This is a genomic window from Halopiger xanaduensis SH-6, assembly GCF_000217715.1.
In the GTDB taxonomy this organism is placed as follows: Archaea; Halobacteriota; Halobacteria; order Halobacteriales; family Natrialbaceae; genus Halopiger; species Halopiger xanaduensis.
Window position 1 is genome coordinate 3,525,222 of the sequence record NC_015666.1, and the last position, 22,064, is coordinate 3,547,285.

Genomic DNA, 22,064 nt, shown 5'->3' on the forward strand with positions numbered 1-22,064 from the left:
GCCGACTCCTCGGCACCGGCGTCGGATGTGCGTGCGGATCCATACGGCCGACCGCTCCGCGCCGGGCACGGAAAAGGCTCGTTCCAACACGGATTGGCCGACTGCGCTGCGACTCGAGTCTCGACGCTCGAGGTACGAACAACGCGCCCGTTCAGAGGACGACGCTCGTCGCACCGACGAAAAACCCTACCAGCGGCGCGGTGACGGCGAAATCGACGTCCGCCGAGCCCGCGGTGCGCAGTGAGGGCGCCGATCGGAACCGCGAGTGTGATCTTCCAGCCGCTGAGACGAACGAATACTATCTTCTGTGAGAATCACTTTTCGTAAGATTATCAACTGATGAACGAATCTGAGCCGATACGAACGCGACAGTCAGCTATCAGGTGCTACGATACCGTCGGCTGACTCCGAACGACCGCCCGAAAACCGTCGGCACGGACTCGCTTGTGGCCCGGAGCCGAGTACAATCGTCCCCCTCCCCTCGACAATCGATGGCACTGTCACTCGTCGTCGCCCTCACGTCGCTCGCCGTCTGTATCGGCCTCGTCAGCACCTGCGGCCTCTGTCTCGATCGGGCCGACGTTCGCCGAACGCGAGCGCGGCTCGGGCCGCGGCTTCTCGACGTCGCCCCCTATCTGGGCGGTGCGGCGCTGTTTTTCGTCGCAAAACGAGCGACGCACGGACTCAGTCTCCGGATATCCCACGCGCTCGACTGGGATATCACCGCGGAGATATACGCCGTCGAGGGGGACCTCGTCGCCGTCCTGCAGGACGTCGTTCCGGAGGCGACGGTGGGCTTTTTCTCGGCCATGTACATGTTCGGCTTCCCGTACCTGCTGGTGACCGCGCCGATCCTGTACTTCGCGGCGGGATTGCAGCGCCGCCTCAAGGAACTCCTCGTCGCGTACCTGCTCAACTATCTCGTCGGTTCGATCTGCTACACGCTGTTTATCGCCTACGGGCCGCGCAACCACCTCTCGACGGTCGACGGGTTGATGTATCAGATCTATCCCCAGACCCAGGACCTCACGGCGGCGGTCTCGGCGAACACGGACGTCTTCCCCTCGCTACACACGTCGCTCGCGGTCGTCGTGTTGCTGTTCGCGTGGCGATCCCGCGCCGACCAGCGGCTGTGGTTCTCGATCGCGTCGGTCGTCGCTGCGAGCGTCGTCTTCTCGACGATGTACCTCGGCATCCACTGGGCGATCGACGTCGTCGCCGGCGTCCTGCTCGCCGGCTGGAGCGTCGCCGCCGCTGAGCGGCTCGTCAATCACGTGGAGGGCGAACGGGTCCCCGCTCCAGCGGGTGACGACGCCGAGGACGGTATCGCGTCGGAGACGGACGTCGGCGATTGACCGGGCAGTTCGCTACTCGAGTAGCGGGTCGATCGCCTCACTCGAGGTAGCCGAGTTCGCGCAATCGGTCGCGCGTTTCCTCGTCGGCGTCGGCCAGGGCGTCCCGGTCGTCGCCGGCCGTCTCGGTCGGATCGTCCCACGCGCCGCCGACAACGCTCTCGAAGCGAGCGAGCGCTGCGTCGGCAGCGGCGACGACGTCGTCCTCGGTCGGGTCGACGGGAGACTCCTCGTCCGGGTCTTCGTCGAGCCGGTAGCCCTCGTCGGGGATACGATCCGCGCGGACGTACTTCGCGTCGGTACTGCGGGCTGCGCGCAGCCGCGAGTACGCGCGGTGGTCGTCGGGGAGGTCGATCCCCGCTTCGCCGGCTTTCTGTTCCAAGTGGTGGAGTTCGATGACGGGCTGGGCGTACTCGACGAAGGCGTAGTCGGCTCCGCCGTCCGGTTCCTCGTCGTTCCCGCCGTCCCCGTCGAGAACCGCGCGCTGTCCCGGATCCGGGTCCGCAGCGTCCTCGAAGGCGCGGTACCCGCTCGAGAGCAGCGAGCGGGTGGGATCGAACGGCGTGACCCCGTCTCCGTCGTCGCCGTCGCTGTCTCCGTCTCCGGCGTCGAGGGCGGCGTCGGGATCGACGTCCAGCGCGTCGAGCACCGTGTGATAGCAGTCGAGCAACTCGACGAGGTCCTCGCGCCGGTCGGCCTCGAGTTCGGGGTGTTTGACCAGCAGCGGCACGTTGATTAGTTCGTCGTAGAGGGCGAACTCGTGGCCGTAGAGGTCGTGTTCGCCGTGGAGTTCGCCGTGGTCGGCACAGACGACGACGGTCGTCTCCTCCCACTGCCCGGTCTCGCGGAGCCAGTCGAACAGGCGGCCGAGTTCGGCGTCCATGTGCGCGATCTCGGCGTCGTAGAGGCCGCGGATCGCCTCCCACTCGTCGTCGTCGATGTCGCGCGCGCCGGAGTTGTACTCCTTGGAGTTCTGGCAGACGTCGTCGGGGTCGACGCCGGAGGCGAACTCCTCGCGGTACTCCTCGGGCGGGTAGTAGGGCAGGTGGGCGTCCATCAGGTTGACGAACGCGAACCAGCCCTCGTCGCCGTCGCTGCCGTCGATGAACGACCGCGTCCGGTCGATCACCGAGGGCGTCTTCGAGTCGGCGCTCTCGCCGCTGGCGAGTTTCGAGTGGGCCATCGCGCCGATCCTGACGAGTTTCGACGCCAGTTCGTGCAGGTACTCGTTGTCGTTGATGGTCTGCCAGACGGTAGCGAGCGGACCCGAAAACGCGTCCCCGGGGAGGACTTCGAAGAACGAATCCTGCGCGTCGAACCCGTCGGTGAGGCCGGTGTAGGGCGTGATCCAGGCGTTCGAGGAGTAACAGGCCGTATCGTACCCGGCCGCCGAGAGGATCGACGCGAGCGTCACGTCGTCGTCGAGGTACGGGCTCCCCTGATCGGCGCCGTGCTGGCTCGGATACAGGCCGGTGAACAGGGAGGCGTGGACCGGCAACGTCCACGGTGCGGGCGCGACCGCCGACTCGAAGACGGTCGCCTCCTCGGCGAACCGCGAGAGGGCGGGCGTCGTCCCCCGGTCGTATCCGTAGGGGCCGAGACGATCCTTGCGGACCGTGTCCAAAACGACGAAAAGCACGTTCGACTGGCGTGTCCCGTCCATTACCGGATGGCACTGGTGCCACCCCAATAAAACGATTGAAGTGGCGACTCCGATCGTCCGCGTTCGCCCGACGACAATCAGACGTTTCAAGTTCACGAACGAATCATATCCCCTATGGACAGGCGAAACCGGCGGGTACTGCTCCTCGGAGCGGTCGGGGCGATCGCAGTGTTCGCCGTGCTGTTCTTTCTCGTCGGCGCCGATCGCATCATCGACTCGCTGCTGTCGGCGGAGCCGACCTTCGTCGCGCTCACGTTCGCACTCGCGCTCTGCTGGCTGCTCTCGTGGAGCCTGATGCTTCGCACCGTCCTCGCCGCGCTCGGCGTCGGCGTGTCGGTCAGAACGGCGTTTCTCGTTTACGCCGGCGCCGTCTTCGCCAACAACGTCACGCCGTTCGGCCAGGCCGGCGGCGAACCGGTCGCCGCGGGACTCATCTCGAAGGTGTCGGACTCCCGCTACGAGACCGGTCTCGTCGGCATCGCGAGCGTCGACGTCCTCAACGTCGTCCCCTCCATCTCGCTCGTGTTCGTCGGCGTCGGCTACTACGCGACGACCGCCGCCGTCGGGGAGCGCCTCGAGGACGCCGTCGGCACGGCGGTCGTCCTGATCGGCGGTATCGTCCTGGGTATCGCGCTCGTCTGGCGCTACCGAGAGCAGGTCGTCGATCGACTGCCCGCCGTCATCGCGCCCCGCCTCGGCCTGCTCGGCCTCGAGCGATTCGACCCCGAGCAGCTCGAGGCGGACCTCACGGAGCGGCTGCAGCGGTTCTTCGAGAACATCGAGCGCGTCGGGACCGACCGGTGGCGCCTCGCGCTCGTCGTCGGGCTGTCGCTGGCCGGCTGGCTCTTTCAGGTGGCCGCGCTCATGGCGGCGTTCGCCGCGCTCGGTCACTCCGTTCCGGTGTACGTCCTCCTGTTTGCGATCCCGCTTGCGAACCTCGCCGGTGCGGCTCCCCTCCCCGGCGGCCTCGGCGGGATCGAAGCCGCGTTCGTGTCGCTGCTCGTGCCGACGACCGGCATCGAGGCGTCGGCCATCACCGCCGCGGTCCTCATCTTCCGCGGCGCGATTTACTGGATGCCGGTGATCATCGGCGGCGTGTCGGTGTCCGCGTTCGGCGTCCGGGCGTTACGGTGATGCTCGCAGCACCTCGAGCGACGAGCGAGGGTCGGGGCGGTCGCCTCGATCTCCCGTCGGAACCGACAAGGCTTACGGACGGGCCGTCGTAGCCGCCACCGATGGCGGTGTTACAGCTCGGGAGCGTCCCGCCGTGGCTCGAATCCCTGTTCGCGTCGGAGTTCGGGTACGCGGTGTTGCTCGGCGTCTGCATTCTCGAGGGCGCAATGTTGCTGCGGTTCATGCCGAGCGAGCTGGTCGTGCCGGCGGCGCTGGCGCTGATCGGGTCGTCGATCCCCGAGTCGGCCGCGATCGTCGCGGTCGCAGTCGTCGGAACGACGGCCGGCCAGTTCCTGCTGTTTTGCCTCGTTCGGCGCGCCGGCCGGGAGTACGTCCTTCAAAAGCGGTGGGTTCCGGTCACGGAATCGCGGCTCGAGCGGTTCGACGGGTGGTTCGACCGCTGGGGCGGCCTCGCCGTCGCGGGGAGCAATACGATGCTGTTCGTCCGCGGGCTGGTCACGATCCCGGCGGGACTCTCCGAGATGAACGGCCGTTCGTTCGTCGTCCTCTCGGCGATCGGCTCGCTGTCGTTCCAGTCGATCCTCGCCGCGCTGTACCTGCTCGGCGGCCACCTGCTGGCGTGATCGGTCGGGTCTCGAGTGTTTCGGGCGTCTCGAGCATCTCGAGCATCCCGACCATATCGAACGCCTCGAACGAGCAGTTCATCCCCGTTCGGCCCGGACAGTTCGTATCTACCCCGCGTGCGTTCGGCATGTACAAGGACGGCCACATCGGATTCAACGCGCTGTTGTACGCCCCGTTCGTCCCGCTGGTGAGCGCCCGCTGGTCGCTCGAGACGGCGGTGCTGGGGACGGTCCTCGTCGTCGGACTGGCGCCCCTTCCGGATATCGACGAGTTGCTCCCGCGGATACCTCACCGAGGGCCGACGCATACGGTCTGGTTCGCCGTTCTCGTCGGACTGTTCGCCGGCGTCGGAACGACGCTTCTCGTCGACGCGACCGCGACTTCGTCCACGTCCGTGTCCGCGTTTCGCTTCGGCTTCGCCGTCGGGACCGGGAGCGTGCTCGCCCATCTGGCCGGCGACGTCGTGACGCCGATGGGGATCAGCCCGTTCGCCCCGGTGTCGGCGGCCCACGTGACGCTCGACTGGTTCCCGTCCAAGCACGGCCGGATCAACAGGGCGCTGCTGCTCCTCGGTTCGGGCGCGTTACTCTCCTCGCTGGCCCTGGCGATCGGCTTTTCGTCGGCGAGCGTTCCGCCGATCTGATCAGCCGTCGGTTCGAGTTCGACGGGCCGTCGAGGTCGACCGGAAATCGGAACCGAGGCGGAACGCCGTCAGCGGATCGACGGCAGGTCGGTCGTCAGCTTCGCGAGGATGCCGATGGCGCCGGCCCAGAGCAGCGCCGTCGCCGCCGGACCGTGGACGGGAAGACCGAGACTCGGGCTCGCCTCGAGCGGGAACAGCCAGGGGATACCCATCGGCGACAGCGAGTCGACGGCGACGTGGGAGCCGACCCCCAGCCCGACGGCCAGCGGGAGGTCCCGATCCCGGCGGATCGCGTACGCGCCGGCGACGAGCGCCGCCACGAACAGCGGCGCGTGCGTGAGCCCGCGGTGGACGAACGGCCACCCCCACGCCGCGGGAAACAGGAAATCGGCGTCGGGAACGAGACCGAGAAGGGCGCCGAACCGCGGATCGGCGTCGGTGAACCCCCGCACGAGGGCGTACCCGACGAAGGCGTGCGTGGATAGCGCACCGGCCAGAAACAGGATCCGCGCTCCCTCCATCGGACTGTCATTCGAACGCTACTGCCACGTATCTTGGGGTCTGTCAACGAGAGGCTCAGTCGCCGCCGCGCCGGTGAACCGGGCTACGGAAGCCGATTCCCGCGTCGCGAAGGCGCCACCTGGTCTCGAGGCCGGCCCAGCTCAGCCCCGTCAGCAGGGCGACGCCGACGACGGCGAACTCGAGCCGGCCCATCCAGACCGGCGCGGCGAAGAGGATCCCGTTCTGAATCCGATGGGGAACGATCACGTCGACGACGCCGCTGAGCGCCGCGAGGACGCCGAGCCCGTCGTCGTCATCGGCGGCGTCGACCGTCTGCGACTCGAGCCCCAGCTCCTGCGCGCTCTGGCCGCCCGCGCTCTCGTCGCCGGTCTCGAGCCGTTCGGCCTCGTAGGGCAGCGTCGACTCGACCTGCCAGACGATCTCGCCGTCCGGTGCGATCTCCGCGACGCGGTTACCGTGCGTGTCGGTGACGAGGGTGTTGCCGTTCGGCAGTCGGTCGGCGTCCCGGGGCCACTGCATGCGCTCGTCGGCCCACTCCCACGTGCGAGTCCACTCGCCGTCCTCGCGCTGGAACTCCTCGACGCGGCCGTTCTCGGAGTCGGAGACGACGATCGCCGGCCCGCCCCGCGATTCGGGAATGTAATCCGGATTGTGTTGCTCGTACATGACGTCGTAGTCGTCCTCGCTGCCGAGCGTCCAGTCCTCGAGCAGGCCCTCCTCGGGATCGATGAAGACGACCTGATCCTGGTTCCGGAGGCTGACCATCACGTGGCCCTCGTGGACGCCCTCCTCGATGTACTCGACGTCGTTGATGTGCGCCCAGTCGCCCGGATAGGGGCCGCCGCCCTCGACCGGGAATTCGCTCTGTGCGTCCCAGAGCCAGTCGACGATCTCGGTCTCGGTGTTCACGACGAACACCTGATCGGCGACGATGTCGGCGACGAGGACGTGCGTCTCGTTGATCCGGTCGACGTCGTGCCACTCGCCGGCGTGTTCCTTGTAGTCGTAGCGCTCGTAGAGGACCTCGACCTCGCCGGTCTCCAAGTCGGCGCGCTCGAGGACGTTCAGCGCGCACGGGGGATCTTGACAGTTCGGTCCCGAACTGTGGATCGTGTCCGTCGCGGCGTACTCGACGGTCAGCGGATCGCCCTCGACGGGATCGACGTCGAAATACTTGGTTCGCGTGTTGTTGTAGTACAGCACGTCGCCGTCGGGCGCGTACGCGGTGATCGTCCCGGCGCGTCCGGACTCGGTGACGACCGTGTGGTTGGTCGTCTCGGGCGCGTCCGGAACGTCCGCTTCGGTCGCCGTCGACAGCGTGTTGGACGCCGACACGGCGAGGACGGCCCCGGAGAGGACCAGTACTGCGACGAAGACGAGTCGAAGCCGATTCCGCGAGAGCGCCGACCGTACGCGGCGGCGGGCGGGGGTCGAACGGTCAGTCACGGCCGGTCACCCTCGCGTCTCGAGGCGGCAACTGTGAGCGCATCGGATTCCGTTTCCTGTGCGAGATATTAGTGTTTTTTCTACTCTCGGTGCCGCCGCCGGTCGACGGTCCGACGGTCCGGCGGACCGTCCGACTCCGGGACCGGGACCAGGACCAGGACCAGGACCGGGACCAAAAAGCGTATGCGACCGGTCCCGAACACCGGGACAACCGTGAGTAACGCGAACGAAATCCGCGCTTCCCCCGATCCGGACGCCGAGACGGAGCGACCGCGGCCCGACGGGCCGGATCGCGACTCCCGTCCGATCGTCGCGTCGCGACGGCGTCGGCTGCTCGCGTACCTGCGCCACAACGGCGAACGGATCTGCCGCGACGTGGTCGTTCTGGGCGCGTGGGCGCTGGTCGCGACCGTCTGGATCCACGCGTTCGGCCTCCCGCGGTGGCTCTGTTACGCCGCTACCTTCGCCGGCGTCGTCGGGTACACCCGGGTAACGTCGCCGTGGTCGCGTCCGTACGTCAGTCCGGACGATCTCGAGGTCGAGGTCGAGGTCGAGGTCGAGGCCGAGGCCGAAGCCGAGGCGGGTGGATCTCGGCGCTCACAGGAATCGAAGCAGCGGGACGAGTAACGTCACGGTCCAGAGGAGCACGCCGAGCCGGAGGTAATCGTGGTCTTCCGGATCGATTCGGACCGTGTGGGACGCACCGACGGCGACGAATCCGAGCGCGATCGCCGTCGAGAACCGATGGACGAAGACGTTGAGCGGCAGCCGCGTGACCCCGAGGAGCGTGTAATCGAGCAGGATCGCGAGCGCGAACCCGACCGCGGTGGCGGCGAAGGCCGTCGTCCGATCGAGCGACCGGGACAGATAGTACGTACAGCAGGGTAATCCGATCGCGAGCACCGGGTAGAACGTACCCGCGATGAGTCGCGGATCGAGACCCGGGACTCGGGTCTCGACGGCGATCGCACCGAACCGAACGGAGAGGTAGAGACCGAGCAGCGACCCCGCCAGCGCGGCCCCTCGAGCGGGTCGCGCGCCGATCGCGTCGCGGATCGGTCGCAGCGCCGACGTTCGGCGCGTGAGGATCGCGCTCGGAACCAGCGCGACGGCCGCGAGACGAACCGGGAAGCCGTCCTCGAAGCCGACGGTCGTCACCCACCCGTTGGCGTCCGAGCCGCGATCGTTGCCCAGGTGGACGCGCGAGACGGCCGCCGGGTCGCGGTCCATGAACTCGCGTTCGACGTAGCGCTGGGACCGCTCGACGCTGTCGACGGTGTGGCTCAGCCGAAACCAGTCCCAGTGTTCGCTGTGGGCCTGAATCGCCGTCCACTCGCCGTCGGTATCGTCCGGCGGCGCGTACGCTCGAACGTGCTGGCGCGAGCCGAGGTACTCGCCGTCGTGGAGCCGGTAGTGCTCGTCGAGCCACCGTCCGCCGGCCGAGTCGCCCCCGCCGGCGACGTAGGTGTACCGCGTCGAGCCGTCGGCGCGTCGCCACGCCGTCGTCGTGCTCTCCGGCTCGTCAGGGGCGGCCTCGCTGAGATCTTCCTGTTCGGGAGTCGTTTCGTTCCACGCTCCCTCTCCTCGATCGAGGAACTGGCGTCGCGTCTCCGCCGGCGACCCCTCGATCACGACGTTGATCGGCAGCGTTCGCTCCTCGAACGCCGTCGCCTTGCTCGTGTACGGCCACAGCGCGGAACCGTCGTCGGCACCCACCGTCACCATCGGTTCGGGGTCGGCGTCCGCGGCGGCGTCGCCGCCGGACGACGCTGCGCCGCTCGAGCCGAATCCAAGTCCGAGACCGAGACTGCCGAGGACGGCGGCGACCGCGACGAGCGCGATCAGCGTCCCGCGGTCGATACTCGATCACCTCGCGCTGTACGATTTCGAACGATCACCGGATCGGAGGACGGTTCGATCACGGCCGGTCGGCTACATTCCGGAACGAACCGCATATAGGTCTTCTCGTCCCGTTTGATACGCGTTTCAGCCGGTTTCAGGGAACGACAGTCACCCCAGCCGAGAGGTCGGTCCGAGCGCGACGTACGGAAGCGATTCGCGCTCGTGAATAGGTAACGTCCGAAGATAGTCCAGACCAGTAAAGATATGGGAATCGGATGGAAAGAACGAGTAACCGATGAAAGACCAGCGGTTTCTCGAGTCCGAGTGGGACTACTGCCTCGTCCTGGACGCGTGCCGGTACGACGTGTTCAGCGACGTCTACGACGAGTTCCTCGAGGGCTCGCTGGAAAAACGACGGAGTAAGGGGTCGTCGACGCCGGAGTGGGCGTACCGCACCTTCACGGGGGACCACGACATCGCGTACTTCTCGAGCAACCCGTTCATCAACGATCTCGGGATTCCGCTGAACGAACTCAAGTGGGGCGCCAGCTGCGACTACGAGTGGACCGCCAACGAGCACATCAGCGAGGTCGTCGACGTCTGGGACCACGGCTGGGACGACGATCTCGGAACGGTCCCGCCGGATAGCCTCGCCGAGTCGTTCGAACAGCACCGGGACCTCGTCGAGGAAGCCGATCGCACGGTGATCCACTACATGCAACCCCACGCGCCCTACCTCGCGCGCGGCAAGGGCCAGAAGCTCGAGCAGATCCAGAAGGGGATCAAAAAGCAGGGCGAGAGCGAGGACGGGGACGACGGCGTCCTCTCCTCGCTGGGCGACGCCGTCCGGCCGAAGATCGAGTCCGCCCTGGACGGCAAGGAGATCGCCCAGAAGGCCGGCCTGTGGCTCGAGCTCGACCCCAAGGACCTCGTCCAGAACGGGACCCGCGGGGCTGCGATGGCGCTCTACGAGGAGAATCTGCGGATCGCCCTCGAGTCGGTCGCCGAACTGGTCGAGCAACTCGACGGCGACGTCGTCGTCACGGCCGACCATGGCGAGGCCTTCGGCGAGGAAGGGGTCTGGGAACACCACATCGAGACCTACATCCCGCCGCTCATGGAAGTCCCGTGGTTGACCGTCGAGTAGCCGTCCGCGCGACCGCGAAACCGCACCGCGAGTACCACGAGCGCCACGAGTGATCCCATGAAAATCAGCCACTACTTCGAGTTCGAGGACCACGTCACCGGCGGCATCCGCGAGTCCGTCGCCCACCAGCGCAAGATGCTGGACCGGCTCGACCTCGAGTACACGACCGAGCCGACCCTCGAGGCCGACGTCTTCCACTGCAACCTCATGGGGCCCCGATCGGTCTGGTACGCCAGACGGGCCCGGAAGCGCGGGATCCCGGTCGTCGCCCACACGCACGTCACCGCCGAGGACTTCGGCGACAGCTTCCGGTTTACGAACGCCCTCGCGAAGCCGCTGCGCCCGTACCTCGAGCGCGCGTACGGACTGGCCGACGCGCTCGTCTGTCCCTCCGAGTACAACCGGGGGCTGATCGAGGGGTACGTCGACGGGTCCACGCCGACGCAGGTCATTTCGAACGGCGTCGACCGCGAGAAACTCGAGGGGTTCGAGTCGCTCCGCGAGGAGTATTTAGAACGGTACGACCTCGAGCCGCCGGTCGTCTTCCTCGTCGGCCACGTGATCAAGCGGAAGGGCTTAGAGACGTTCGTCGAGACGGCGCGCCAGTTGCCCGACGTCGACTTCGCGTGGTTCGGGCCGATCGACCGCTCGCTGAAGGGGCGGGAGACGAAGCAGTTGATCGACTCCGCGCCCGAGAACTGCACCTTCACCGGCTTTATCGACGACATCCGCGGTGCATACGCAGCGGGGGATATCTTCTTCTTCCCGACCCACGAGGAGAACGAGGGGATCGCCCTACTCGAGGCGATGACCGCCGGCAAAGCCGTCGTCGTCCGGGACATCGACACGTTCTCGTGGCTCGAGAACGGCGAGGACTGTCTGAAGGTCGCAGCGGGCTCGAGCACTGCGGCGGACGCAAACTCAGACTCGAATGCGGCCGTCGCGACCGACGGCGGCCCCACGTCGTTCGTCGACGCCATCGAGTCCCTGCGCGATCCCGACGTTCGGGACCGACTCGGATCGAACGCGCGCGAGCGCAGCGAGGGGTTCTCGCTCGAGACGATCGCACAGGCGTACGAGCGGTTGTACGCGGAGGTGGTCTGAATGAAGATCGGCTTCTTCACCGACAGTTACTTCCCCGAGATCGACGGCGTAACGTACACGATCGACCTCTGGCGCGAGGAGCTCGAGCGGCGGGGCCACGAGGTGTACGTGGTCTACCCCGACGGCGACTACGAGCCGGACGAGCGCGAGATTCCCGTCCGGTCGATGCCGAATCCCTTTTACTCCGGCTACCGGATACCGCTGACGAAGCGAGCGTCGGCGCTGCCCGACCTCGACGTCGTCCACTGTCACGGGCCGGCGCCGGTCGGCCTGCTCGGGCGCTACTACGCCTGGAAACACGACCTGCCGACGGTCTACACGCACCACACGCCGATCGAGGAGTACTTCCACCAGAGCGTCAAATCGAAGGCGATCGCGGGGCTGCTCAAGAAATTCTACGTGCCGACGGAGACCGCCTTCCTCCGAAGTTTCGACGTCGTCACCGCCTCGACGAATCGGATCGACCGCAACGTCAACCACGTCCAACTCCCGGTCGGGATCGACATGGACTTTTTCCAGTCGACCGCGACCGACTGGTATCCCGACCCCGAGCAGACGGTCGTCGGCTACAGCGGCCGGCTCAGCATGGAGAAGAACGTCGAGGAGATCCTCCGCGTCGCCGCGGAGCTCCCCGAGTACGAGTTCGTCGTGGTCGGCGAAGGGCCGCGCCGCGAGCACCTCGAGGCCGAGGCTCCCGACAACGTGACGCTGCGCGATTTCCTCCCCCGGGAGGAACTCCCCGTATTCTACTCCTCGATCGACGCCTTCGTGACCGCTTCGCGAGGCGACACGCTAGGACTGTCGACGCTTGAGGCCAACGCCTGCGGGACGCCCGTCGTCGCCGCCGACGTCCCGCCGTTCGACGAGACGATCGAACCCGCCAACGGGATGCGATTCGAGTACGGCGACCGCGAGGAAATGGCCGCGACGATCGAGGATTGCCTCGCGGCCGACTGGGAGACCCGGGCCGCGGTCGAGCAGTACTCCGTCGAGCAGACGCTCGTCCACCTCGAGCAACTGTACGAGAACGCGCCGGGCTCGCAGACGACGACGGCGAGCGACGACGTCCAGTGGCAGGGGAAGGGGCAGGTCTCCGGCGCCGGCGACGAACAGGATTGACCGATTGACGGCCGCGTCTCGCTGCGCCGCCGCTCGCCTCACTCGGCAACCGTCACCTTGCCGTCGGTCGCGTGCGATTGCAGCGCCGCGATCGCCTCTTGTGTCGCCTCCCGCGTTTCGTAGGCCTGTGCGCTCTCGAGCAGCGTCTCGCCGTTCTCGTCAACGAGTCGCCACTGCCACGGTTCGTCGCCGTTCGTCCGGTAGCGTTCGAAGGCGGGTCCCTCGAGTTCGAAGACGCTCGCCGACTCGAGGAGTGACCGAACATCGTCTATCCCGTCGCGAGCGGCCGCTTTCGTCTCCGTCGTCTCGTCGCCGATCGCGACGGGGTGGCCGTCGCCGTCGAGGAGACGCCAGCGCCAGCCGTCGTCTCGCTCGACGACGTCGAACGACGCCTCGGCGACGTCGATCCGCTCGGCGAGCGGCGCCAGCCGCTGGATATCGTCGACGGCCGCCGTCGTATCGGATTTATCGGCCGTCTCGACCGCGGTCGCGAGGACCTCCCGGCCGCGATCGATCAGGTCCCAGCGCCAGCCCTCGTCGGTTTGCTCGAGCCAGACCGCGGCCGCTCCGGCGTCGATCGCGAAGATCGGGACGGCTGACATCGACGCCTTCTCGAGCTCGTCGACGGCGTCCCGGGCCGCCGCTCGGCTGGAATAGGCCGTCGCCGACTCGAGGATCGGCTCGCGGTCGCGATCGAGGAGCCGCCAGCGCCAGGTCTCGCTGCCGACGAGTTGAACCGTCACCGCGCCGGTCGTGTACGATCGAGCGGCGGCCGCCGTCTCGCGAACGTCGTCGATTCGGTCCTCGAGTTCGTCTCGGGTTGGGTACTCGCTTCCGGAGACGGCCAGCGTCTCGCCGGTCGGGTGAACGAGCCGCCAGCGCCACGCACCGTCGGCGACGGCGGGCTGGAACGTCGCACCCTCGACCGCGTGGACGGGGCTGTCTGACTGACCGCGGAAGCGGTCTACCGCCGCCCGAGCGGCCGCTCGGCTCGCGTAGGTCGTCGGCGCCGTCGCGACGCGGCGCCCGGCGGCGTCGATCAACCGCCAGGCCCACACCCCGTCCTCGTCGGTGAACAGTTCGAATTCGGGCGCGTCGATCTCCACGACGTCGGCGTCGGGTGCGCGCTCCTTGAGCGTCAGCATCGCCTCGATAGCTTCGTTGCGGGAGTCGTGCTCGCCGTCGCTGTCGCCGAGGACGGCACCGCCCTCGTCGAGCAGCCGCCACCGCCAGTCCCCGTCGTCGTTCTCGTAAACGCGGAACGCGGCCGTCTTGAACGCGACGACGTCGGCCTCGCGGGCGTCCTCGCGGATGCGCTCGAGCGCTGTCGTCGCGTCCGCTGCGTCGCTGTATGACGCCGCGCTCTCGGCGACCACGTCTCGGTCGGCCGTGACGAGCCGCCAGCGCCACCGCGCGCCGGCCGTCTCAGTTCCTGTGCCGTCAGCGACAGCGGTGGTCCCTTCGGCCGCGTCGCTTTCGTCGTTTCTCGAGTTGCCACCGGAGTCCGCCTCCGTGCGATCTCCAACGCGGTTGTCTTCCGGCGCGGAATCGGGATCGGAGTACGCCTCGTACGCCGCCTCGTCGATCTCGAGCACGGGCGCGTCGGACACCGCCTCGCGGATCAGTTCGGTGGCTCGTTCTACTTCGTCGACCGTCGACGCGGCATCCGGCGCTCGAGCGACGGTTCGGCCGGCGTCGTCGACGAGCCGCCAGCGCCAGGCGTCGCCGTCACTACCTGCGCCATCGTCGTCGCCGGTCCGGCTGCGGTCGGCGTCACCGGCAGCGTCGGGATACCGTTCGAACGCGGGCTCCCCCGCATCGGTGACGACCGTATCCTCGAGGGCTGCGAGGGCTGCTGTCGCGGCGTCTTCGGCGGCCGGTCGAGTCTCGAATGCGGAGGGTGCGTCGGCGATGATATCGCTGTCCTCGTCGACGAGACGCCACGCCCACGTGCCGTTTTCTCCGTTCTCTTCTTCCCCCGGTTCGGTCTCCGATTCCTGATTTGACTTCGATTCCTGATCCAACTCCGATTCTCGGTCCGGCCCCGATTCCGGCTTCGGCCCCGGCGCAACCGTCCCAGACTCGTAGAGTTCGACGCCGAACGCGTCGACGTCGAGAACGCGTGCGTCCGCGATCCGATCGACGAACGTGTCGGCGGCTGCCACGGCGTCGGTGCGCCGTTCGTAGCCGTCCGCGCCGGCGGCCAGCGGCGTTCGCTCGTCGTCGACCAGTTGCCACTGCCACCGATCGCGGCGCTTCGCGATCGTGATCGCCCCCTCCTCGACGTCGACGACGTCGGCTTCGGGGCCGCAATCTTTCACGAGTCTCACCGCGGCTTCAGCAGCCTCGCGGTCGTCGTAGCCCTCGGCTGCGCTTCCGACGCGGCTGCCGTCCGCGCGACCCAGCGTCCACCGCCAGCTGCCGTCCTCGTCGCGATAGACGCGCACGGCAGCGTCGGTTACTTCGCGGAGCCCGGCAGCGTCGATCGCGTCTCGAGTCCGTTCGATTCGGTCCGTCGCCGTCGACCGGGTCGAGGCCCGCGCGGGACTCTCCGCGAGCGCCTCGCGGCGAAGCACCCGCCACCGCCAGTCGCCGTCGTCGCTCCGAAGGGCGACCTGCGCCCCTTCGATCGCGTCGCCGGTGAGCACCGGCGGCGTCTCGGTTTCAGTTTCGGGCTCGGTTTCGGACTCGAGTCGGTCGCCGTCCGTCCCTTCGAACTGTCTGTTCCGTCTCGTAAGGGAGAGTACGGCCGCGCCGACGCCGGCGAAAAGCACGATCCCGATCGCGACGGCGGCACCGGGGGATAACTCGAGGCCGCGTTCGCCCCACTGCATCTGTCCGAGCGTCCCGGTTGCGAGGCCGCCGTACAGGAGACTTGGACCTAACCCGAGGACAGCCCGCGTGCCGCGGTTGAACCGCTGTCCGGCGGGCACGTGTTGCACGGAGGACACACGGGTCGGTTTCGCCGACGCTGCGGTCGTTCCGCCTGCGTCGGACGGCTCCCGTCGGCGGTATCGACGGACGGAGCGCGGGACTGACATATCCGTCTCCGACTCCTGGAACGGCCATAATAATGGACTGCTTATACGAGCCGTGTCGATCGATCGGCGTCGCACCCCGAACCGCGGCGCGTACCGACGGTTGCGACACGTGCTGGGTTCCGTAGCTCGGTAATACGGAGAAAGGGAGAGTACATTTCGTGTGCTTTCAGTCTCGAGTGCGACTCGGCGCGTCGACGGCGCCGGCGCGGAGAGGGAGTAGATTTCGTGTGCTTTTTGATCGACCCGGGTACGGGTAGCCGACCGGAACGCCGGCCGCTCAGTCGGCCGCCTGCACGATCTCCTCTCTCGTCTCGAGGACGATCATTGGATCCAGATCCAGTTCGTACTCGTAGTACTGACCGCCGCTGAGGCCCTTGTTGCGCTCGTGGCGCACGAGGAAGCCGAGCATGTGGAGATCCGACAGGTGGTCCTGAATGCTCTTCAACGTCGTCAGCGGCGTCGCCCCGTAGGCCTCTGCGACCCGTTCGTACCCCTCCTGGATCTCCTTCGATCGAGCCGGGACCTCGTTCCGTTCCTCGAGTTTCGCGATCGTCTCGAGGATGTACTGGGCGTGCTCGGTCTGGTCGCGGATCTTGTTCCGCAGTCGACCGCGTTGGACGAGGGTGCGCGCGTCCTCGATGTGGTCGTCGGTGACCGTCTCGTCGCCGTCGCGTTCGGCGACCTCGGCGCCGACGCGGAGGAGGTCGATCGCTTGACGAGCGTTCCCCATGTCCTGGGCCGAGAGCGCCGCCGCCTTCGCGATCGCCGACTCGTCGCAGGCGCCGTCGACGAACGCCCGGTCGGCGCGGTCGTGGAGGATCGTCCGGAGTTCGCCGGCGTCGTACGGACTGAACGAGATTTCGGTCTCCATGAGCGTGTCCTTGACCTTCGCGGACAGCGACTGGCGGAACGTGTAGTTGTTGCTGATGCCGACGATGCCGACCAGCGACTCCGTGATGTGGCCGTTCGATCGCGCCCGCGGCAGCTCGTAGAGCAGCGTGTCCACGTCGTCGAGGTGGTCGATCTCGTCGAAGACGATCAGGTGCGTGCCGCCGATCCGGTCGAGTTGCGCGTAGAGTTCGTCGAAGGCGTCGCCGGTCCCGAGCCCCCGCTTCGGAAACGGACTCGCGTCGGCCGGTAAGAGTTCGTTGACGAGCCGTCGAACGACCATGAACAGGGTCTTTCCGTTGCAGTTGATCTCGTGGACGTGGAGGTCGTCCACTTCCTCCCGCTCGAAGACCTCCGACTGCAGCTCGCTCATCATGTACTTCGTCACGGCCGTCTTTCCGAGACCGGCTTTCCCGTAGAGAAAGATGTTTTCGGGCTCTCGGCCGAAGAGAACGTCCTGCAGCGCGTGACTGAACGCCTCGATTTCCTCGTCGCGCTCGAGGATCTCCTCGGGCTGGTAGCTCTCGCTGAGGACCGACTTATCGGCGAAGAGAGTATCCGTAAGATCGCTAAACGGACCAGACATTCGATAGTGACGACTGGTTACTACTAGAACTTAAAACCTGCTTTCGTCTGTTTCGTATGCTCCGATTCGTTCTAGTAATACATCAGGAAAACCAGCGTTCACAGAGATACTGTGCCTTATCGTGAGAACGGAGCACACGAAATCTACTCTCCGTCTCTCCCCTACACCTGCAAAACTCGAGAGACGTGATAGTGTTTCGTTGGTATAGTTATCCGTTGTCCGTGTGGTGTTCGCTCGCCGATATGGTGGTATCGATTCTACTGTCCCGGCGGTAGCGGGCCGTCGGTGTCGGCGGGTCTCCGGTGATTCCGAAAGCACACGAAATCTACTCTCCCACAGTTCTGATCGAGTTGCTTCGAGCCCCAATCGATTCCCGTCTCTCGCTGCTAACTGTCTCCGATTCGGCGTCCTCTCGCACTCGTAGCCGACCGATCCATGGCCGGTCACGCGAGTGAAAGCACACGAAATCTACTCCCTCCCTGGAAGAATCGAGGGGCAGCCGTTTCACCCTGAAGATCCAGCCGATTTACCGCACGATCGTCGACAGTGGACTTCGTCCACCGTAGCTAATCGGCCTATTCAGGGACGAGCCGCCCGATCGAGAGCGTCCCGTACTTTGTCTCGAGGCGGTCCCAGACGACGATCACCGAGGGAAGCACGACGATCGACGTGAGCCAGGAGTAGAAGACTCCCAGCGCCAGCAGGAGGCCGAACTCCATGATCAGCGGGATCAGTGCGAAGTACAGCACGCCGAGTCCGCAGACGGTCGTGAGCATGCTCCCAGTGAGGGCGCCGCCAGTACCACGGACCGTCACGAGCAGCGCCTCGTCGACGTCGCCGCGCTCCTCGTACTCGTCGACGAACCGGTGCATAAGGTGCACCGTGTAGTCGACGCCCAACCCGATCGAGACCGAGAGGATCGGTGCGTTGATCGGACTCAACGGCACGTCGAAGTACCGCATCGAACCCGCGAGCATCGCGACGGCCAGCAACACCGGCACGAGGTTGATCACGCCGTAGATCGCCCGTCCCTCGAGCCACCAGTACGAGAGGACGAGCAGGACGACCGTCAGCAGGAACGCGACGAAGAGGCTCGTGATCGCCGAGTCGCCGATCTTCTCGACGACGCTCTCGAAGATGACCAGTTGCCCGGTCGCGGTCGCGTCCATGTTCATTTCGTCGGCGACCTCGCGTGCGGCGGCGACGGCTTCGGCCTGCTCGGCGTCGGCCTCGACCTGGATGTCGATTCGCGTCGCGCTGCGGTCGGTCGTCAGGCGACCGGCCGCTTCGTCCTCGGCGACGGCGAACAGGTCGTCGTAGACCGCGTCGACGTTCCGATCCGGAATTTCGTCGCCGTCGCCGTCGTACCGCTTGACCGTCCTCGAAAACTCGGGATTCGCCGCAGACTGCTCGTCGATCACGTCGAGGATACTGGTCGCATCGGCCTGCCGGCCGTCCGTCTTGAAGGCGTCCGGGGGGTCCTCGAGCGAATTGTCTATTTCGCGGAGCGCGCCGTCGTCGCGCAACCCCGGATCGTCGACGTAGACCGTCACCGACCCCTGCATCCCTTGATCGAAGTCCTCCTCCATGATGTCGAGGACGGTGATGAAGGTGTACTCGGACGGGGAAAGCGGTCCGGGTAGAGACTCGTACTGCTCGAGGCGATTTTCGTCGGGGAAGAACGCCTCCTGGTCGAACTCGGTGCTGACGCCGGTGCCGTACGCGGCGACGCTGGCGCCGAAGACGAGCATCGCGACGAGGAAAACGACTGGGATGACGCGTGCGACGTGGACGCCGACTGGAAGCACCCGCCCCAGCCGCGACTCTTCGCTTCCTAGCGGTTCGGTTCCGAACGACGGGAACCGCGTTCCCTCGCGAAGTTGGTCGAGGGCGACCTTCCCCGCGGGGAGGAAGACGCCGAAGATGAGGAACGTGAAGCTGATGCCGGCCGCGGCGACGATCCCGAAGTCCCGAGTCATGTCGCTGGTCAGGTTCGCCGCGAAGCCGAAGACCGTCGTCAGGGTGACGATCAACAGCGCGGTCGTGAGCTGGCCGGTCGTGATTCCCATCGCGTCGCCGATCGATGCGCCCGCGGACCGTTCCTCGCGGTAGCGGTTGATGATGTGTATGCCGAAGTCGATTCCGACCGCCAACAACAGTGGGAAGACGGTCAGCAGGGAGTCGGAGAAGGGGATACCCGCGAACCCCATGAAGCCGAACGTCCAGATCATCGACATGAGCAGCGCCGCCAGGCCGAGCGCGAGATCGATCGGGTCCCGGTAAGCGATGATCAGGAACAGCAGGATCAACAGTAGCGCCGCCGGGAAGACGACGATCGCCGTATCGCCGAGCAACTGCATCGTCTCGTCGTTGACGACGGGTTGCCCGAAGACGACGATATTGTCGTCCGAATCGAAGCCGTCGATCTCGTTCGCGACGTCCTCGGTTTCGTAGATGAGGTCCGCGTGGTACGACTCGTCCGCGTTCGACGGCGTATCGTAGGTGATCGCGATCTGTGCGACGTCTGCGGACGCGGACTCGCGCGTGAAGTCGGTACTGACCGGCAAGCCCATCGTCTCGTCGGCCGTCGCGATCGCCTTCTCGAGTTGTCGCGGCGAAGCGCGCTCGATGGCGCGACGTTGTTCTTCAGCGGTCGTCGCATTGGCATCGAGCTGGGTCGCGACCAGCGAGGCCGGACTCGTCGACGAGGCGACGCGCAGCCCGTCGTCGTTCTCGATCCGATCCTGGAACTCGAGCATCCGAACCAGGTTCGGTTTCGAGATCGCGTTGCGGTCGTCCGTGAGGAACAGCTGGGCGGTCGTCCCGCCGGAGTCCCGACTCCCACGATTGAAGTCCTCTTGCATACTCTCGTAGGCCTCCTGGGCCTCGGTATCCTCGGTGAACTGGTCGGTACCGGCTTCCTGTCCACCGCCGCCAGCGACGGCGCCCCCGAGGAAGAGGGCCGTCAACAGGAGGAAGACGATCACGACAGTCCACGGGCGGTTCGTAATTAACGGGTTAACCCGACGTGTGAACGGGTCATCGCCTAGGAAATCGTCGTCGTCACTACGAGAGCCGGTACTGGAGCCGCTACTCTCGCTCCCGGCGTTGCGCTCCGTCCCGCTTCCGAGGCCGAGATCGAAATCAAAGTCGAGACTAAATCCAAAGATGCCACTATCGTCGCTCGAGTCAGGCGAGTCGGACGAACCGTTCGAACGTCCCTCCGAGCGACGGGGCGAGGACTCGTCGGCGGTGCGGTCGTCATCAGTCATCGGTCGTGATCACGTCCGGCGCCACCACGCGACGCCGCCGAGGCCGGCGATCGTCAGCCCGATCATCACGGTAACGAGCGAGCCCATGAATCCGCCGCCGCCGCCGTCGGACTCGGCCGGAACGACGTCGATCGGGTGCTGGTAGACGTCCGAGAGCTTCGATTCGCCGCTCTCGGTCTCGTACTCGAAGTCGAGTTCGACCGGGTGCGTCTCAGTTGCGGCCGCGGATTCGGCCGAGACATCGAAGGTGATCTTCGTCGACTCGCCCGGCTCGAGTTCGGGGACGAACGCCTCGTCGTTGTTCGTCGAGAGCGGACTGTCGGCGTACAGTCGCGCGTCGATGTTCGACAGCGTCTGCTCGCGTTCGTTGGTGATCGTGAGCGCGAACTCGGACGTCTTCCCCTGCTGGACGGTGACGCCGTCGTCGGTGATCGAGAACTCGTCCTGGCGTTCGTCGACGACGACACGCTCACTCATCGGTCCGTCGGAGAGGGTCGCCTCGCCGCTCGGCCCGGTGTACTCGACGGAGAACCGGAGCTGTCGCGGTCCGGGGTCGGCCTGACCGCTGACGTCAGTTGGATACCGGAACGTCGCCGTCTCGCCGGCTTCGAGCGCCGGGAGCGCATAGCGGGTGTCTTCGATGTACAGCGATTCGCTCATCGGCTCGACGATCAGGACGGCGTCGTCGATCGGCCGCGGTCCGTCGTTCGCGATTTCGCCGGTAATCTCTCCCTCGTACCCGACCGAGAGGGTGTCCTCGAGAGTGTCGATCGAGAAAGTCTGTTCGGGACCCGGGGTGAGGGTCGTGATTTCGGCCGGGGCCTCTCGTTCGATACCCGCGGTATCGCGGTACGTAAAGCCGACTTCGATCGGTTTCTCGCCGGCGCTTAGCGATTCGGCGAGCGTCACGTCGACGGTCGTCGTCGTCGACTCTCCCGGTTCGAGGTCGCCGATCGCTTCTTCCGCCGGCGCCTCAGCGGTGGCGCCGTCGACCGTAATGCCGGTGCCACCCGCGATGGTCGCTCGAGTTTCGTTCGCGCGCTCGGTTCCCGTATTGGTAATCTCGAGCATTGCTTCGCCGCTCGCTCCGGGCTCAACGTCGCTTTTGACGGTATCTACGTCGAACCGCGGTTCATCGGGCACAACGAGTGTGACATCGTATTTTTTGGTTTCAGTCTTCCGTTCCATGCTGGAAATCCGGTTCCAGTGGGAGTACCGAACTCGGACCGTCACCTCGTACTTTCCGGGTTCGACGTCGTCCGGTACTTCGATCCGCTGTGGGACCTCGACCATCTGGCCGTCCTGTATCGGGCCGACTGGTGTCTCGCCCGACTTCACCTCGAACGGACCGGTGTCCTCGAGTTCGACGGTGACGCCGTTCGCCGTCAACATCTGCGAGTTACTTCCGGCTTTCAGTTCCGCGTCGTTCTTGATCTTGAGATTGATGCTGTTCTCGGTTCCCGGCTGCACCTCATTATCCGGTGCGTACACCGAGAGGTTCGGCTTGCCAACTTCGGCCGCACTGACCATCGTTGGAAGTCCCATTCCAGCGATTACGAGCGCAACTACGACCAAAACGGCCCCCTGTTTTCGATCAGTCATCGTTCCTCGGAACACCCTCGTTTGAACGGACGCTCCGCCACGAACCGATCAAGTGATTATTATGTAACAAGTTATGTCG

The 22,064-nt window shown here is 66.2% G+C and carries 16 protein-coding genes; 8 read left to right on the top strand and 8 right to left on the bottom strand.

Features of this window, described 5'->3' with window-relative positions; all coding sequences use genetic code 11:
• Positions 1–491: 491 nt before the first annotated feature.
• Positions 492–1,355: a phosphatase PAP2 family protein gene (locus HALXA_RS17115; RefSeq protein WP_013881658.1), complete on the top strand. Its 864-nt coding sequence runs from the start codon at positions 492–494 to the stop codon at positions 1,353–1,355.
• A 37-nt stretch (positions 1,356–1,392) separates the two neighbouring features.
• Here the strand turns inward: HALXA_RS17115 and HALXA_RS17120 are convergent, their stop codons facing one another.
• Positions 1,393–3,015, bottom strand: coding sequence for a sulfatase (locus HALXA_RS17120; RefSeq protein ID WP_013881659.1), 1,623 nt, complete (start codon positions 3,013–3,015; stop codon positions 1,393–1,395).
• 114 nt (positions 3,016–3,129) lie between these two features.
• Between HALXA_RS17120 and HALXA_RS17125 the strand changes: the two genes are divergently transcribed.
• The 3 genes from HALXA_RS17125 to HALXA_RS17135 all read left to right on the top strand — a co-directional run bounded on the left by HALXA_RS17125 (position 3,130) and on the right by HALXA_RS17135 (position 5,416).
• Positions 3,130–4,149 carry a lysylphosphatidylglycerol synthase transmembrane domain-containing protein gene (locus HALXA_RS17125; RefSeq protein ID WP_013881660.1) on the top strand — a complete coding sequence of 340 codons (1,020 nt, stop codon included), beginning with the start codon at positions 3,130–3,132 and terminating at the stop codon, positions 4,147–4,149.
• A 101-nt stretch (positions 4,150–4,250) separates the two neighbouring features.
• Positions 4,251–4,772, top strand: coding sequence for a DedA family protein (locus HALXA_RS17130; RefSeq protein ID WP_013881661.1), 522 nt, complete (start codon positions 4,251–4,253; stop codon positions 4,770–4,772).
• A 128-nt stretch (positions 4,773–4,900) separates the two neighbouring features.
• Entirely contained in the window at positions 4,901–5,416 is a 516-nt protein-coding gene (locus HALXA_RS17135) for a metal-dependent hydrolase (RefSeq protein ID WP_013881662.1), read from the top strand.
• 68 nt (positions 5,417–5,484) lie between these two features.
• Here the strand turns inward: HALXA_RS17135 and HALXA_RS17140 are convergent, their stop codons facing one another.
• Positions 5,485–5,937 carry a metal-dependent hydrolase gene (locus tag HALXA_RS17140; protein ID WP_013881663.1) on the bottom strand — a complete coding sequence of 151 codons (453 nt, stop codon included), beginning with the start codon at positions 5,935–5,937 and terminating at the stop codon, positions 5,485–5,487.
• Positions 5,938–5,992: 55 nt separating this feature from the next.
• A complete protein-coding gene (locus HALXA_RS17145; protein WP_049895355.1) occupies positions 5,993–7,384 on the bottom strand; it encodes an arylsulfotransferase family protein in 1,392 nt (463 codons plus the stop codon).
• Positions 7,385–7,597: 213 nt separating this feature from the next.
• Here HALXA_RS17145 and HALXA_RS22510 point away from each other — a divergent pair, with 213 nt between their 5' ends.
• Positions 7,598–8,011, top strand: coding sequence for a hypothetical protein (locus HALXA_RS22510; RefSeq protein ID WP_245550042.1), 414 nt, complete (start codon positions 7,598–7,600; stop codon positions 8,009–8,011).
• Here the strand turns inward: HALXA_RS22510 and HALXA_RS17155 are convergent.
• Positions 7,982–9,109, bottom strand: a complete 1,128-nt coding sequence (locus HALXA_RS17155) for a hypothetical protein (RefSeq protein WP_245550043.1) — start codon at positions 9,107–9,109, stop codon at positions 7,982–7,984. The two genes, HALXA_RS22510 and HALXA_RS17155, sit on opposite strands and share 30 nt — an antisense overlap.
• Before the next feature lie 412 nt (positions 9,110–9,521).
• Between HALXA_RS17155 and HALXA_RS17160 the strand changes: the two genes are divergently transcribed.
• Genes HALXA_RS17160 through HALXA_RS17170 form a run of 3 tightly spaced genes read left to right on the top strand, consistent with a single transcriptional unit; the run spans position 9,522 to position 12,596 of the window.
• Positions 9,522–10,373 (top strand): hypothetical protein, encoded by an 852-nt coding sequence (locus HALXA_RS17160; protein ID WP_013881667.1) that lies wholly within the window; start codon positions 9,522–9,524, stop codon positions 10,371–10,373.
• A 57-nt stretch (positions 10,374–10,430) separates the two neighbouring features.
• Complete coding sequence (locus HALXA_RS17165; protein WP_013881668.1) at positions 10,431–11,477, top strand: glycosyltransferase family 4 protein; 1,047 nt, start codon at positions 10,431–10,433, stop codon at positions 11,475–11,477.
• Positions 11,478–12,596: a glycosyltransferase gene (locus tag HALXA_RS17170; RefSeq protein ID WP_013881669.1), complete on the top strand. Its 1,119-nt coding sequence runs from the start codon at positions 11,478–11,480 to the stop codon at positions 12,594–12,596.
• Positions 12,597–12,634: 38 nt separating this feature from the next.
• On the opposite strand, the gene HALXA_RS17175 is transcribed toward HALXA_RS17170, so the two are convergent.
• The 4 genes from HALXA_RS17175 to HALXA_RS17190 all read right to left on the bottom strand — a co-directional run bounded on the left by HALXA_RS17175 (position 12,635) and on the right by HALXA_RS17190 (position 21,928).
• Positions 12,635–15,547 carry a DUF1508 domain-containing protein gene (locus tag HALXA_RS17175; RefSeq protein ID WP_171814680.1) on the bottom strand — a complete coding sequence of 971 codons (2,913 nt, stop codon included), beginning with the start codon at positions 15,545–15,547 and terminating at the stop codon, positions 12,635–12,637.
• A gap of 367 nt (positions 15,548–15,914) precedes the next feature.
• A complete protein-coding gene (locus HALXA_RS17180; protein ID WP_013881671.1) occupies positions 15,915–17,111 on the bottom strand; it encodes an orc1/cdc6 family replication initiation protein in 1,197 nt (398 codons plus the stop codon).
• A 575-nt stretch (positions 17,112–17,686) separates the two neighbouring features.
• On the bottom strand, positions 17,687–20,383 hold the full coding sequence (locus HALXA_RS17185; protein WP_013881672.1) for an efflux RND transporter permease subunit: 2,697 nt from the start codon (positions 20,381–20,383) through the stop codon (positions 17,687–17,689).
• Between the two features lie 9 nt (positions 20,384–20,392).
• On the bottom strand, positions 20,393–21,928 hold the full coding sequence (locus tag HALXA_RS17190) for a COG1361 S-layer family protein (RefSeq protein WP_245550044.1): 1,536 nt from the start codon (positions 21,926–21,928) through the stop codon (positions 20,393–20,395).
• Positions 21,929–22,064: the final 136 nt, after the last annotated feature.